Below are 13,745 nucleotides of genomic sequence, written 5' to 3'. Positions count from 1 at the left end.
CCCCGCCGGGCGCCCCCCCCCCCCCCCCCGCCCCGCGCGGGCGGCGTGTCGCGCCCCCCCTGGGGGGGCTGGTTTTTCCCGCAAACGGGTTCGCGCTCGCTGGCCCCCCCACTACCTCTGGGCGCGGGCCCACTGCACGATGCTGCTGGCTGGCATGGCGCCTGATTGGCGCGCAATCTCGCGTCCTCCCTGGATCAGCACCATCGTCGGAATGCTGCGGATGCCATAGCGCGTGGCGATGGCCGGCTCGGCTTCCGTGTCCAGTTTGCCCAGCCGCATGTACGGCTCCAGTTGCACGGCGGCCTTCGCGAATTCCGGTGCCATCTGCCGGCAGGGACCGCACCAGCTGGCCCAGAAATCCACCAGCAAGGGAATCTGCGAACGGTTGGCGTGTGCTTCAAATGCGCTCGCATTCAAGGCCATCGGCGCTGCGGCAAACAAGGCCTGATGGCAGCGACCACATGACGGTGCCTGGCTCAGGCGGCTGGCTGGGACGCGGTTGACGGCGTTGCAATGCGGGCAGGCGATCTGCAGCAGTTCGGAAGTGGTGTCGTTCATCGGAATGACTTTGTGCGCTGAACCAGCGGTCAGTATCGCTGGCACGACGAGCCGATTGTCCAACTGCCGGTGGAACGCGCATTTCCGCGCGGGATGAACAATTGCAGCGCACACATTGCGACCCTCCACGGTTCAGATACGCACGCAGTCGCGGTGCCAGCTGGGTCCATTGATTGCAGGTCCGGCAGGTGTCGGTGGCCGATTCAATAGCTGCTTGGAAGGTGCAATCCCCAGCGGCGATTGCCCATTCGCCAAAGCTGAACCCACCGATGCCCAAGGTCTGTTGCCTCTGTAACTGTCGCATCGCACAAAAAACCGTGTTATCAATGCTTCCCATGAACGCAGCCCGCGCCAGCTTTTATTTTTGGTACTACTTTCCCAAGCCGCTGGCGGAGGAAGGACTGCGCTTACCCTGAAGAAACTTTCAGATGCATTCCCGAAAAGCCGCCAGCGAACCTGGCGGCTTTTTTCATGCCGCCACGCTGGGGGCAGAACCATTCACTGCTTTGAACTGGAGACCCCCGCCATGCCCCCCCACACCGACGATCTGCGCATCCGCAAACTTGAACCCCTGACCTCGCCGGCGCAGCTGCTGGCGCTGCTGCCCTGCGATGAGGAGGCCTCGCAGACCGTGGCCGACGCACGTGCCTCGCTGCACCGCATCCTGCATGGCAAGGACGACCGTCTTGCGGTCGTGGTTGGCCCCTGCTCGATCCACGACCCGATTGCGGCGATGGAATACGCCCAGCGCCTGCGCCCGCTGCGCGATGCGCTCAGTGGCGAACTCGAGATTGTCATGCGCGTGTACTTCGAGAAGCCGCGTACCACGGTGGGCTGGAAGGGCCTGATCAACGACCCGGACCTGGATGGCAGCTTCAACATCAACAAGGGCCTGCGCGTAGCGCGTGGCCTGCTGCGCGACATCAATCGCCTCGGCCTGCCGGCCGGCGTGGAGTTCCTGGATGTGATCTCGCCGCAGTACATCGCCGACCTGGTGGCGTGGGGCGCGATCGGCGCACGCACCACCGAAAGCCAGGTGCACCGCGAACTGGCCTCCGGCCTGTCGTGCCCGGTTGGCTTCAAGAATGGCACCACCGGTGATGTGAAGATCGCAGCCGACGCAGTCGGTGCGGCCTCGCACCCGCACCATTTCCTCTCGGTCACCAAGGAAGGCGGCACCGCCATCGTGGCGACCCAGGGCAATCCGGACTGCCATGTGATCCTGCGCGGCGGCAAGACTCCGAACTACGATGCCGCCAGCGTGCAGGCTGCCAGCGACGTGCTGGGCAAGTCGCAGCTGCCGGCGCGGCTGATGATCGACGCCAGCCATGCGAACAGCAGCAAGAAGCCGGAAAACCAGCCCAAGGTGATCGATGACATTGCTACCCAGCTGGAGGCCGGCGAGCAGCGCATTGTCGGGGTGATGGTCGAGAGCCATCTGGTGGCCGGCCGCCAGGATCTGGTCGAAGGCCAGCCGCTGGTTTACGGGCAGAGCATCACTGATGGCTGCATCGATTGGGACAGCACCGTGCAGGTGCTGGAGCGACTGGCCAATGCGGTGCGCGCCCGCCGCCGCGCCCAGTTGGAGGCGGCGGCCTGAGGGTTTCGTGACAGTTTCACTGGCGCATAGCTGGCAGTCCAAGTAGTTTACCCGGCGGGAGGTGGTAGGCCTCCCGCCTGCCGTGGGGACAGGGGGAGCACCTTCTCCTGCAGGAAAGCCTATGAATCACCGCTCCAAGGAGAAGGAACTGATGCGTTTCCGTATGTGCACCATGGTGCTGGCTTTGATGCTGGTCCCGTCGCTGGCGCTGGCCAAGAAGGAAGTCTTTGATTCGGGCAGTGGCTGCCTGCAGAACCTGTCGGTGGCTGGTGGCTTCACCAGCGGCAAGCAGTTCCTGGCCTCGACCGACCATGAAGGTGTCAGCTACCCGGTCGCGTTTGCCAAGACCGTGGCCGCTATCGAAGCCGAAGAGTTGGTTGGGATCTATCCGAACGAAACCACCGGTTACATTGCTGCCGAGCAGCCGGTCCGCGGTGGCGGCGGTTCGACCGTTCCGCTGCGCACCACCGTACGTCGTCAGGCGGATGGCAGCATCCGCGTCGAAGTGCGTTTCAGCATCAAGGGTGGTCAGATGACGTCCAACAAGGCAGTGGGCGAAGGCCTGTGCAAGATTGCTGACGCAGCCAGCCTGTAAATCTGGACGGAGCAGGGTCAGGTGAAGGGCGGTTGGTTTCTGTATCTGCTGGAATGCCGTGACGGCAGTTACTACGCAGGTATCACGACCGATGTGGAAGCCCGTTTCCTGGCCCATGCTGCTGGCAAGGGTGCGCGTTATACCCGCGCGCACCCGCCGCTGCGCATCTTGGCCAGCCGTGCCTATGCCGACCGTTCGGCCGCCTCGCGCGCCGAGTGGCAGATCAAGCAGCTGCCGCGCGAGCGCAAGCTGGCGTGGCTGGAACGGACAGAAGATTGAGGTAGAGTCGCACTTGTAGCCGCGGCAGCTTGCGGCTTCCAACGTCCGGTCATCCGGGCAACAGCCACGCATGCGGCTGCGGTAGCAGGGCGGCGGCGTGCCGGCATCATCCTCAAGTGGGGTATTGCAATGGCAGGTTGGTATGAGTTGGACAAGAGCAGCGACGGTCAGTTCTACTTCGTGCTCAAGGCAGGCAACGCCGAGGTCATCCTGACCAGCGAGCGTTACACCACCCGCGCTGCGGCGGAAAACGGCATCGCCTCGGTACAGAAGAACAGCCCGGATGAAGCGCACTACGAGCGCAAGACCGCCAGTGACGGTCGCTATCATTTCAATCTGAAAGCAGCCAACCATCAGGTGATCGGCAGCAGCCAGTTGTATGCCTCGCAGGCCGCGCGCGAAGCCGGCATCACCAGCGTGAAAGGCAACGGCCCCAGCACCACCATCAAGGACAAGACCGCGTAGCGGTGTTGTTGCTGTTGTGTTGAAAAAGAAAAACCCTGGGCAAAACCCGGGGTTTTTTCATTTGTGGCGCCAGGCCTCGATGTTGAGCCCCTCTCCCGCTCGCGGGAGAGGGGTTGGGGTGAGGGCGCTTTTTCGCTGGTAACGCCCCTGCCGAGCATGGCTCGGCACTACAGGTGTAGCCTCAGGCCTCGATGTTGAGCCCCTCTCCCGCTTGCGGGAGAGGGGTTGGGGTGAGGCGCTTTTTCGCTGGTAGCGCCCCTGCCGAGCATGGCTCGGCACTACAGGCGTGGCCTCAGGCCTCGATGTTGAACCCCTCTCCCGCTTGCGGGAGAGGGGTTGGGGTGAGGGCGCTTTTCCGCTGGTAACACCCCTGCCGAGCATGGCTCGGCACTACAGGTGTGGCCTCAGGCCTTCATGCTGCCGGTGTCGATGTAGCGCTGATGCCAGGACAGGGCTTCCGGCAACAGGTGCGGCGTGTGCTTGCCGTAGCTGTCGCGGCAGGCGCGGTCGAAGTAATCGTTGAGCTGGTCGCGGTAATCCGGGTGCGCACAGTTGTCGATCACCTGACGCGCACGCGCACGCGGCGGCAGGCCGCGCAGGTCGGCCAGACCCTGCTCGGTGACGATGATCGAGACATCGTGCTCGGTGTGGTCGACGTGGCTGACCATCGGCACGATCGCCGAGATCGAACCGCCCTTGGCCATCGACGGGCTCAGGAAGGTGGACAGGAAGCCGTTGCGGGTGAAGTCACCCGAACCGCCGATGCCGTTCATGATCCGGCTGCCCATCACATGGGTGGAGTTGACGTTGCCGTACAGGTCGGTCTCGATCATGCCGTTCATGCCGATGCAGCCGAGGCGGCGCACCAGTTCCGGATGGTTGGAGATTTCCTGCGTGCGCATGATGATGCGTTCGCGGTAGAACTTGATGTTGCGCTTGAACTCTTCGTTCGCCTCCGGGCTCAGCGCAAAACCCGTACACGAGGCGTACTCGAGCACGCCGGACTTGAGCAGGTCCAGCATGCCGTCCTGGATCACCTCGGTGAACGAGGTCAGGCCGCGCAGGCCGCTTTCAGCAAGGCCTGCCAGCACCGCGTTCGGAATATTGCCCACGCCCGACTGCAACGGCAGCAGGTTGGCCGGCAGCCGGCCCTTGGCCACTTCGTGCTTGAGGAATTCGATCAGGTAGCCTGCAATCTGACGGCTGTCCTCGTCGATCGGCTTGAACGGGCTGTTGCGGTCTGGGCCATTGGTGCGCACCACGGCCACGATCTTGTCCGGGTCCACGCTGAGCGTGGCCTGGCCGATGCGATCGTTGGCGTGGATCAGCGGAATCGGCTTGCGGTGCGGCGGCAAGGCGGTGCCGTAGTAGATGTCGTGCATGCCCTCGATATCCGCAGGCTGCCACTCGTTGACCTCGATGATCACTTTCTTGGCCAGGTCCAGCCAGGTCTTGTTGTTGCCGACCGAGGTGGAGGGCACCAGCGAGCCGTCTGCATGGATGGCCGAGACTTCGACCACCGCAGTATCGATCTCACCGTAGAAGCCAAACCACACATGCTGGGCAACGTGGGAAAGGTGGATGTCGATGTAGTCCAGCGTGCCTTCGTTGATGCGCTTGCGTGCATCTGGGTCGGTCTGGAACGGCATGCGCATGGCGATGGCATCGGCCTTGGCCAGCGCGCCATCAAGTTCCGGTGCAGTCGATGCGCCGGTCATCAGCTTGATCTTGAACGGCTGGCCGGCGGCGTGCACTTCTTCAATGCGCTGCGCCAGCGCCAGCGGCACCGCCTTGGGGTAACCCGAACCGGTGAAGCCACTCATGGCCACGGTTTCGCCGGGCTGGATGAAGGCCGCGGCTTGTTCGGCGGAAACGATGCGGTCGCGCAGGCGCGGGTCCAAGATGCGTTCGACAGACATGACGACTACGGTTTGTTGGGGGGATGGCTGATTATCGCCCTTCGGCGTGAACAGGGGGGTTGGACCTTGGTGGAATGGTCATTACGGATTTGCTGCTCTTGTACTCCCCAGTATTGTTTTGCAGTGCAGCGTGCAAGTTGTCTGCGCACCCGGCAGGATCGCCCTGCATCCCGACGTGGGGGAGGGAGCAAGGCCCGCTGACAGTTCGCTGTCAGCGGGCTTTTTTATTGCCTGATCGGCGGAGATGGCGACTGCTCGCCCACAGATGCCAGAATCGGCGAATGAACCAAATCGCCCCTGCAGCACCTGAATCTGTTCAGCCTGTAATCGAACGCGCTCTGGCCCGGCTCAAGTTGGCCGCAGCTGACCCGGCGCAATGGCCGCAATCCGAGGACTTCGAGGCCGGCCTGCGGCAGCTGGCGGTTACCAGTGATTTCGCCATCGATACCTTGTGCCGCCAGCCGGAGCTGCTGCAGTTGCTGGCCCAGGCTGATCCTGCCCCCGTGCTGCTGCCCATGCTGGACCCGCTGCAACCCACGGCCTGGCCAACCCAGCTGCGTCGCTACCGCGCCGCGGCGTCGACCCGGCTGATCTGGCGCGATCTGCTCGAACTCGACGATGTCGATGCCACCCTGGCTGGCGCTACCCGTCTGGCCGAGGAATGCCTGCAACTTGCGCTGACAGCGCTGGAACAGGAGTTCGCCAGCCGCCACGGCGTGGTCTGTGACGCCGATGGCAGCGCGCAGCGGCTGGTGGTGTTCGGGCTGGGCAAGCTCGGCGGTGGCGAGCTGAATTTCTCTTCCGATATCGATCTGGTCTACGCCTACCCGCATAACGGCGAGTCCGATGGCACTCGCCCGCTGGCCGCCGAGGAATATTTCGCGCGGCTCGGCCAGCGGCTGGCGCGGTTGCTGGACGAGACCACCGCAGAAGGCTTCAGCCACCGTGTCGATCTGCGCCTGCGCCCATTCGGCACCGCTGGTCGCGTTGCCCTGTCGTTTGCTGGCATGGATCAATACTTCCAGCGCGAAGGACGCGACTGGGAGCGCTACGCCTGGATCAAGGCGCGCGCAGTGGCCGGCGACATCGCTGCCGGCGAGGCCTGGCTGGAGACGCTGCGGCCCTTCGTCTACCGCCGCTACCTGGATTTCACCGCGCTCGATGGCCTGCGCGAGATGAAGGCGGCGATCACCGCCGAGGTCGCGCGCAAGGATCGGCTGGACGACATCAAGCGCGGCCCGGGCGGCATCCGCGAGATCGAGTTCCTCGCCCAGGCATTGCAGTTGATCCGCGGCGGCCGCGAACCGGCACTGCGCGAGCGGCGTCTGCTGCCTGCGCTGCGCGCGCTGGTTGAAGGCGGGCAGATGGCCGCCAGCGATGGCGAGGATCTGATCCAGGCCTATCGTTTCCTGCGCCGCGTCGAGAACCGCCTGCAGATGCTGCGCGACGCGCAGACCCACTGCCTGCCCAACGACCCGCTGGATCGCAGCCGCATCGCGCTCGGCCTGGGCTATGCGGATTGGGATGCCTTGCTTGCAGCCCTGAACGAACAGCGCGAACGCGTCAGCGTTGAATTCGGTGCATTGCTTGCCCCGCGCCAAGGTCAGGCGGCGCCGGATGTGTTGTCCAGCTATTGGCGGGTGCTGCCCGGCGGCGGCAGCGCCGAAGTGCTGGCCGAGGCCGGCTTCGCCGATGCCAATGGTGCTGATCAATCACTGCGCGAGTTCGCCCAGTCGTTGGGGGTGAAGTCGCTGTCTGACAGCGCCCGTGCGCGCCTGGACCGGGTGCTGCCGGCGCTGCTGCATGCCGCCACCCGCTCGCCGCAGCCGGACGCCGCGCTGCGCCGCGTGCTCGGCCTGCTGCAGGCCATCCTGCGCCGCACCAGCTATCTGGCGCTGCTGGACGAACAACCCAGCGCTTTGACGCGATTGGTCAACGTGTTGGCACGCAGCGCGCTGTTGTCCGAGCGGCTGGTTGCCTTCCCGCTGCTGCTCGACGAGCTGTTGGATACCCGCGTCGCCGGGCCAATGCCGGAAGCGCAGGAAATGCAGGACGCCTGCGCCAGCGCCCTGCAGATCGATGATCCCGAAGCCGCGCTGCGCGCACTCAATGAAGTGCGACTTGCGCTGAGTTTCCGCATGGCGCTGGCCTTCCATGACGGTCGCCAGCGTGCGGTGGACTGCACGCAGCAACTGGCGCAGTTGGCCGATGCGGTGGTGGTGACCGTGCTGCAGATGGCACACGCGGACATGTTGCAGGCACACGGCGAGGTGCCGGGTGGGCGCTTTGCGATCATCGGTTACGGCAGTTTGGGTGGCGTTGAGTTGGGCTTTGGTTCGGACCTGGACCTGGTGTTCCTGTACGACAGCCCGGCCGGCAGCGAAGGCAGCGATGGCCCGCGTCCCTTGGACAGCGGCCGCTGGTTCGCTCGTCTGGCGCAGAAGGTGATGGCCTTGCTCGGTGCAGTGACTGCAGCTGGCCGCCTGTACGACATCGACGTGCGCCTGCGTCCGGATGGCGGCAAGGGCGCGCTGGTGTCCTCGCTGGCCAGCTATACCGAGTACCAGCGCGAGCGCGCCTGGACCTGGGAGCATCAGGCGCTGGTGCGCGCGCGTGGCGTGGCTGGCGATGACTCGTTGCTGGCGGATTTTGAACAGGTACGTGCACTCACGCTGGGCCGCGAGCGTGAGCATGGGGTGTTGTTCGGCGACGTGCTGAAGATGCGTGCGCGCATGCGCGCTGAGCTGGACCGCAGCGATGCAGGGCGGCTGGATTTGAAGCAAGGGGCGGGCGGTCTGGTCGATCTGGAGTTCGTGCTGCAGACCGGCGTGCTGTCGCAGGCTCAACACACGCCGGCGCTATGCGAACCGAGGGAAACCCCGCGGCTCATTTCCGCATTGGTCGCTGCAGGCTGGTTGCCGGAAGCCACGGCCCAGGCGCTGCATGAGGCGCACGCGACGCTGCTGGATGTGGGCCTTGGCTGCACCCTGGATCGGCGTCCACGTATTGCCGTGCCGACGCCTGAGATCGAAGCGGCATGTGCGGCGATCAGCGCCGCAGCGATTGCGCAGGGCCTGCCGTTCGAGCCGGGCAAGCACGCGGAGTGAAGTAGTGAAGCCGCCCGGTGCTATGCCGGGCTGCGGCGCTCAGCGGGTATTGCCGCGCAGCGGCGCCATCTTCCACAGCAGGGCACGGAACGGCGCCAGCAGGCACACGCCGATGGCCAGCTTCACCGCCAGATCGCCCGCGGCCCAGCTGACCCACGGCAGTTGCGAACCGGCGAAGGCGATTGACCAGAAGATCGCAGTATCCACCGTGGCGCTGCAGGTGGTAGCCACCATCGGTGCGCGCCACCAGTTGCCCGCACGCAGCCGGTCGAACACGGTGATGTCCAGCAGCTGCGCGACGATGAAGGCTGAGCACGACGCCACCGCGATCCGCGGCGTGGCGATCCACACCGACAACACCACCGCCACCGCAAAGCCTGCCCAGGCCACGCGGCGCGCCGCCTGTGGGCCGAAGCGGCGATTGATCAGGTTGCTGACCAGGAAGGCGATCGGGTAGCTGAAAGCGCCCCAGGTGAGCCAATCGTTGATGGGGTACTGCACCAGCACGTTCGAGCCCAGCACCACGGCGCCCATCGCCAGCACGGCCAGCAGGAGTGAGGTCGGGGTAAGCGGGGCGAAGCGGATGGACGGATGTGAGGACATGAACGGGCACAGGCAGCGCCGCTGGGCACTGCATCGATAGAAGGGGGAGGGACCGTGCCCGGGAGGGCAGGTCGGTGAATATTGTAGCGGGTGTGGCCGAGACGGATGTCAAGGCGGCAGAAGTGCATGCTGCCTGCGATCAAGCTGACTGAGCCCCTCTCCCGCATGCGGGAGAGGGGTTGGGGTGAGGGCAGCTTCTGCTTGTGCTTATGGCCCTGCCTGTATGTATGTTTCAAAACGCCCAAAGCCAAAGCCCCTCATCCGCCCTTCGGGCACCTTCTCCCGCAAGCGGGAGAAGGGTGGAATCAGGCATCTCCACGATCTGAACGCACCAGCACTGCAGCCTCAAAGCTTCCCGCTATGACTCACCTGTGCGGCTTCAATGCCCGGCACAAAGGTAAGCACCGCGCCATCTTCCGCCCGCACCATCCAACCCGCACCTTGCGGGCTCGGCGTGAACGCCACGGTCTGCCCGAGCACGAAGTTCCCGGCCGGGTTGTCCTCGCGCTGTGGCCAATGCAGGGACGCGGTGTTGGCTGCATCCAACGGGTCGGCCAGGGCGACGCTGCGGCCGCCATCGGCATCCTGGGTGATCGCTTCGACCTTCATGTCCGGCAGCGGGCCGACGCTGACGCGGCGCGCCTGGCGTTCACCCGACTTCGCCGATGCCGTCGACGACTTGTCGGCAGCCGATGCCGCCAACAGCAAGGGCGCGGACACCAGCATCGTCACTCCGACCGAGGTCACCAGGGTGCTGACCTCCGAACGGTTCAAGCCATCGCCGGCACGTGCGGGTGCGACCACCAACATGGCGCTGATCGCGGCAGCGCAGGCCAACTGGGAAAGCATGGATCTCATGGAATGTTCCTCAACTGCAACGGAAAAATCAAAGCGTTTGCGTGCGGCTCTCATCCACCGCTTCGATGGTCGGCACGAACGCCAATGCAGCGCCCTCCGGGTTACGCAGCATCCAGCCGGCGCCCTGCGGACTCGGCTGGAAGGCGACCTTGCTGCCAACAGTGAAACCGGCCGCTGGATCATCTTCGCGCTTTGGCCACTGCAGGGTGGCGCGGTTCTCCGCATTGGCCGGATCTTCCAGCGCGACGCGGCGACCGCCGTCGGCAGCGGTCTCCACCGATTTCACTTCCAGGTCGGGCAGCGGGCCGGCGCTGATGCGGCGTTTCTCGGCACGGCGTTCGCTGGACTCCTTGGACATGTCAGCGGCGCCGCGCACACCGGCCGCGGACAGGAAGATCGGGCCGGAGACCACCATCACCACGCTGGAACCCGTCACCAGCACGGAGGCTTGTGAGCCGTTGATTTCGCCTGCGCGGACTTCACCCGTGCCGAGGCCAAGGCTGGCGGTGATGGCAAGGGCGAGGACGCCGCTGTTGAGCAAATGCTTCATGGGGTAGCTTCCTGCTGAAGTGTGGGGGCTTGCGTGTTGCTTCCGGTCACCGCCGGCACGGGTGTTTGATGGGCGACGGCAAGTTCGCGTTCGAGCGCACCGCTGCGGTGCAGGAAGTCGAACACCGATTCCACCGTCACCACCGAGTAGTTGCCCGAGATCCGCTCACTGGCCGGGTGGTCGGTGACCGCCACGTTGTCGGCAAGGAAGCGTGCGCCCAGCCGCTTGCCGATGCCGATGTGCATGCGTGATGGCGCATAGCCTTTCTGCTTGAGCCAGGCCAAGGCGCTGTCGCGGTCAGTGAGGGGCGAGGCGGCTGCGGCCTGCGCCATTGCCGCCGCGGTGACTTCCAGGATCCATTGGTTGGAGTTCTGGTATTCGCTGCTACCCGGGTAGGCAAGCATGCTGTAGCGCGGCTCATGCAGTGCACGCGCCTGTGGTGCAGCGCCAGCAAGCAATGTCTTCAACGCCGCGCGGACTTCCGGCGTGGGAATGCCGACGCGCAGGTCGGTGGTGATTGAGCTTTCACCGACCAGGTTCACCAAGCCCTCGCGGTACAGGTCCGAGCTGTCGGTCTTGCAGCGGTTGAGCAGGTGCACCACGTCCCAGTTGCCGCTGTCGTTGCGAACCAGAAAGGCCAGGTGGCTGTGGCGCAGGCCGTACTTGCTCAGGTCCTGACCGCCACGCGCTGCAATGGCCACATCCACGCCGGGCAGGGCATCAAGCGTATCGGCAGTGACTGCGGCCATGTCGAACATGGCAGCGATTGTGGTCGGCGGCGGATAGCGTGGGCTGCATGCCGGTTGCGCGAATACCGGGGCGGCGAGGGTGGCCAAGCTCAGTGAGGCTGCCAGCAATAGTGTCGTGCGAGGTTTCATCGGCGCGCATCCTTGCATGGTGCTTGGGAAATATTCGTTAGGAGCGGGCACAGGTACGGCGAGGCCTGCGGCTGTCTTTCGTTCAAGGCTGCTTCCATTGCGCGTGCAGCAGGCCGGATACCGCAAAGCAGGCCGGTGCATCCTTGTTGGACAGCACGATCACCGTCTCGCCGGTTGCCGGGTAGTGGCGCACATCGGTGCAGACACCGTCGGTGCTGCCACCATGGCCCCAGCGAAAGTCGCGGGCCGGCACATCCTTGCCGTAGCCGGTGGCGAAAAAGCCCAGGCCCATGAACTCGCGCTGGGTTCTGCTGGCCTGTTCGAACAGTGCCGCTGGCAGCAGCTTGCCGGCATTCAAGGCCTGCACGAAGCGGAACATGTCCCGCGCGCTGCCCACTTCGCCGCCGGCGGGCAGGCCGCGCCTGGGCTGGGTGGCGCAGTTGCGCACACGCTTGCCATCCACCTCCACATAGGCCCGTGCCAGATCAGCGGCGGGGTCGTCGCACGCCACGAAGCCGGTATGTTGCATGCCGGCCGGTTGCAGCACGTGCTGGCGGATGTAGCTCTCGAAGTCCTGCCCGGTGAGGACCTCCAGCATCCGCCCCAACACCAGATAGCCGAAGTTGCCGTACTTCTGCGCGCTGTCAGGCGCGAACTCCGGAGCGCGCCCGGCATGCAGCGCGACCATCTCCTGCAGGCTGCGCAGGCGCGCGCGATCGGCACTGTGTTCGGCGCCAAACAGTTCGTCGATATCCCCAGCACCGGCGCTATGCGTCAGCAGTTGGCGGACGGTCACCTCAGTAGCGAACTGGCGGTTGGGGTAGTCCGTGAGCACGTCGCCGACCTTGCTGTCCAGGCTGAGGCGGCCGGCGGCGATCTGCTGCAGGATCGCCACGCTGGTGAACATCTTGCCGGCCGAGGCCAGGTTGAAGCGGTCATCCACCTGCAGCGGTGTTTCCTGCTGCTCATCACGCGCGCCGTAGGCTTTTTCGAATACCACCTCATCGCCGCTGGCGATCAGCACTGTGCCCGAGAACTGGCCGGCGGCCTGCAGCCCCAGCGCAAAGCCATCCAGCTGGGCCAGCGCCTCAGCACTTGGCGCCTGTGCGGCAGTGGCAATCCAGGGCAGTGCAGCGAGCAGCAACGGAGCAAAGCGCAGTAGACGAGGCGAGGCAGCTGGATGATTCAGTGGCTTGCGCATGGTCGGGGCTGGGCTGGAGATGGCCAGAACATAGCATCGCTTATTGCTGCAGGCAGTCTGCAGGCCTGGCCTTGGCAGGGGATAATGGGCGCATGTCGCCTACCCAATCCCCTGTGCGTGCCATCGTCTGGATGCTGGCCGCCGTCGCTTTCTTCTCCTGCATGGACGCTGGCATGAAGATGCTGTCCAGCAGCTATCCCACCTTGCAGGTCACCATGCTGCGTGGCGCAGCCTCGCTGCCGTTTGTCCTGGTATGGGTACTTGCCACGGCCGGGCCGCGCTCGATCATCCCGGTGCGCTGGGGCCTGCATCTGCTGCGTGGTGTGCTGGGCATGGTGATGATCGGCTGCTTCGTCTACGCGCTGCGGACCTTGTCGCTGTCCACTGCCTACACGATCTACTTTGTCGCGCCCTTGCTGGTAGCGGCGCTGTCGGTGCCCCTGCTGGGTGAACATGTGGGGCCGCGCCGCTGGGTCGCGATCGGCATCGGCCTGATCGGCGTACTGGTGGTGCTGCGCCCGGGCGTGGACGGCTTCATTTCGTTCCCGGGCTTGATGGTGCTGCTGGCGGCGACGGCCTATGCAATCGCGGCCGTCACGGTCAGCTTGTTGACCCGTACGGATACCCCGCAATCGATGGTGGTGTGGTTCCTGTTGATCATGGCCATTGGTGCCGGCCTGCTGGCCTGGCCGCAATGGCAGCCGCTGCAGTGGAAGCACGCCGCGCTGATCGCCGGCATGGGCCTGGCCGGGGCCTTGGGCCAGATCGCGCTGACCCGCGCGTTCCAGCTGGGCCAGGCCTCGATGATCGCGCCGCTGGAGTACACCGGCCTGGTATGGGTGATCGGCTGGGACGTGCTGCTCTGGCAGAAGCTGCCCGACCGCTGGACCTGGATCGGTGCCAGCATCATCGTCGCCAGCGGCCTGTACCTGCTGCACCGTGAACGCGTTCAGCGAGCGCAGCGGCCGGATCAGATTGATCATCCCTGACCTGCTGCGAGACAGTGCTGTTTGTGGGGGGGGGGGGGGGGGGGGGCGGGGGGGGGGGGGGGGGGGCCCCGGGTGGGGGGGGGGGGGGGGGGGGGTGGGTGGGGGGGGGGGGGGGGGCCGGGGCCCCCCCCCCGGCCGCCCCC

General features: G+C 65.4%; 13 protein-coding genes. 6 read left to right on the top strand and 7 right to left on the bottom strand.

All coding sequences use genetic code 11. The annotated features are described in order from the left end of the window. Positions 1-111: 111 nt before the first annotated feature. A complete protein-coding gene (gene trxC / locus ACVOLV_RS20490; RefSeq protein ID WP_481555965.1) occupies positions 112-558 on the bottom strand; it encodes a thioredoxin TrxC in 447 nt (148 codons plus the stop codon). A gap of 526 nt (positions 559-1,084) precedes the next feature. Between trxC and ACVOLV_RS20485 the strand changes: the two genes are divergently transcribed. From ACVOLV_RS20485 to ACVOLV_RS20470, 4 genes are all read left to right on the top strand, one after another. Then, complete coding sequence (locus ACVOLV_RS20485; protein ID WP_481555964.1) at positions 1,085-2,158, top strand: 3-deoxy-7-phosphoheptulonate synthase; 1,074 nt, start codon at positions 1,085-1,087, stop codon at positions 2,156-2,158. A gap of 121 nt (positions 2,159-2,279) precedes the next feature. After that, on the top strand, positions 2,280-2,753 hold the full coding sequence (locus ACVOLV_RS20480; protein WP_481555963.1) for a hypothetical protein: 474 nt from the start codon (positions 2,280-2,282) through the stop codon (positions 2,751-2,753). A 21-nt stretch (positions 2,754-2,774) separates the two neighbouring features. Next, positions 2,775-3,032, top strand: coding sequence for a GIY-YIG nuclease family protein (locus tag ACVOLV_RS20475; RefSeq protein WP_303747593.1), 258 nt, complete (start codon positions 2,775-2,777; stop codon positions 3,030-3,032). Between the two features lie 129 nt (positions 3,033-3,161). Then, a complete protein-coding gene (locus ACVOLV_RS20470) occupies positions 3,162-3,497 on the top strand; it encodes a YegP family protein (RefSeq protein ID WP_481555962.1) in 336 nt (111 codons plus the stop codon). A 404-nt stretch (positions 3,498-3,901) separates the two neighbouring features. Here the strand turns inward: ACVOLV_RS20470 and ACVOLV_RS20465 are convergent, their stop codons facing one another. Continuing rightward, the gene (locus tag ACVOLV_RS20465) at positions 3,902-5,416 is read right to left on the bottom strand and encodes an acetyl-CoA hydrolase/transferase family protein (RefSeq protein ID WP_481555961.1); all 1,515 of its coding nucleotides are present in this window, start codon (positions 5,414-5,416) and stop codon (positions 3,902-3,904) included. A gap of 281 nt (positions 5,417-5,697) precedes the next feature. Here ACVOLV_RS20465 and glnE point away from each other — a divergent pair, with 281 nt between their 5' ends. Further along, complete coding sequence (glnE, locus tag ACVOLV_RS20460) at positions 5,698-8,523, top strand: bifunctional [glutamate--ammonia ligase]-adenylyl-L-tyrosine phosphorylase/[glutamate--ammonia-ligase] adenylyltransferase (RefSeq protein WP_481555960.1); 2,826 nt, start codon at positions 5,698-5,700, stop codon at positions 8,521-8,523. 39 nt (positions 8,524-8,562) lie between these two features. Here the strand turns inward: glnE and ACVOLV_RS20455 are convergent, their stop codons facing one another. From ACVOLV_RS20455 to ACVOLV_RS20435, 5 genes are all read right to left on the bottom strand, one after another. After that, positions 8,563-9,126: a queuosine precursor transporter gene (locus ACVOLV_RS20455; protein ID WP_481555959.1), complete on the bottom strand. Its 564-nt coding sequence runs from the start codon at positions 9,124-9,126 to the stop codon at positions 8,563-8,565. Positions 9,127-9,471: 345 nt separating this feature from the next. Then, positions 9,472-9,984: a hypothetical protein gene (locus tag ACVOLV_RS20450; RefSeq protein WP_481555958.1), complete on the bottom strand. Its 513-nt coding sequence runs from the start codon at positions 9,982-9,984 to the stop codon at positions 9,472-9,474. A gap of 28 nt (positions 9,985-10,012) precedes the next feature. Next, positions 10,013-10,534 (bottom strand): hypothetical protein, encoded by a 522-nt coding sequence (locus tag ACVOLV_RS20445; protein WP_481555957.1) that lies wholly within the window; start codon positions 10,532-10,534, stop codon positions 10,013-10,015. Further along, entirely contained in the window at positions 10,531-11,412 is an 882-nt protein-coding gene (locus ACVOLV_RS20440; protein WP_481555956.1) for a DUF2145 domain-containing protein, read from the bottom strand. The genes ACVOLV_RS20445 and ACVOLV_RS20440 overlap by 4 nt, the downstream gene beginning before the upstream one ends. An 82-nt stretch (positions 11,413-11,494) precedes the next feature. Continuing rightward, positions 11,495-12,613, bottom strand: a complete 1,119-nt coding sequence (locus tag ACVOLV_RS20435; protein ID WP_481555955.1) for a serine hydrolase domain-containing protein — start codon at positions 12,611-12,613, stop codon at positions 11,495-11,497. A gap of 92 nt (positions 12,614-12,705) precedes the next feature. On the opposite strand from ACVOLV_RS20435, the gene ACVOLV_RS20430 reads away from it, so the two are divergent. Further along, positions 12,706-13,602: a DMT family transporter gene (locus tag ACVOLV_RS20430; RefSeq protein WP_481555954.1), complete on the top strand. Its 897-nt coding sequence runs from the start codon at positions 12,706-12,708 to the stop codon at positions 13,600-13,602. Positions 13,603-13,745: the final 143 nt, after the last annotated feature.

It is taken from the genome of Stenotrophomonas sp. STEN023 (assembly GCF_056760135.1).
Note: the sequence above shows the minus strand (reverse complement) of the source record. Positions and strands in the feature narration are given on the sequence as shown.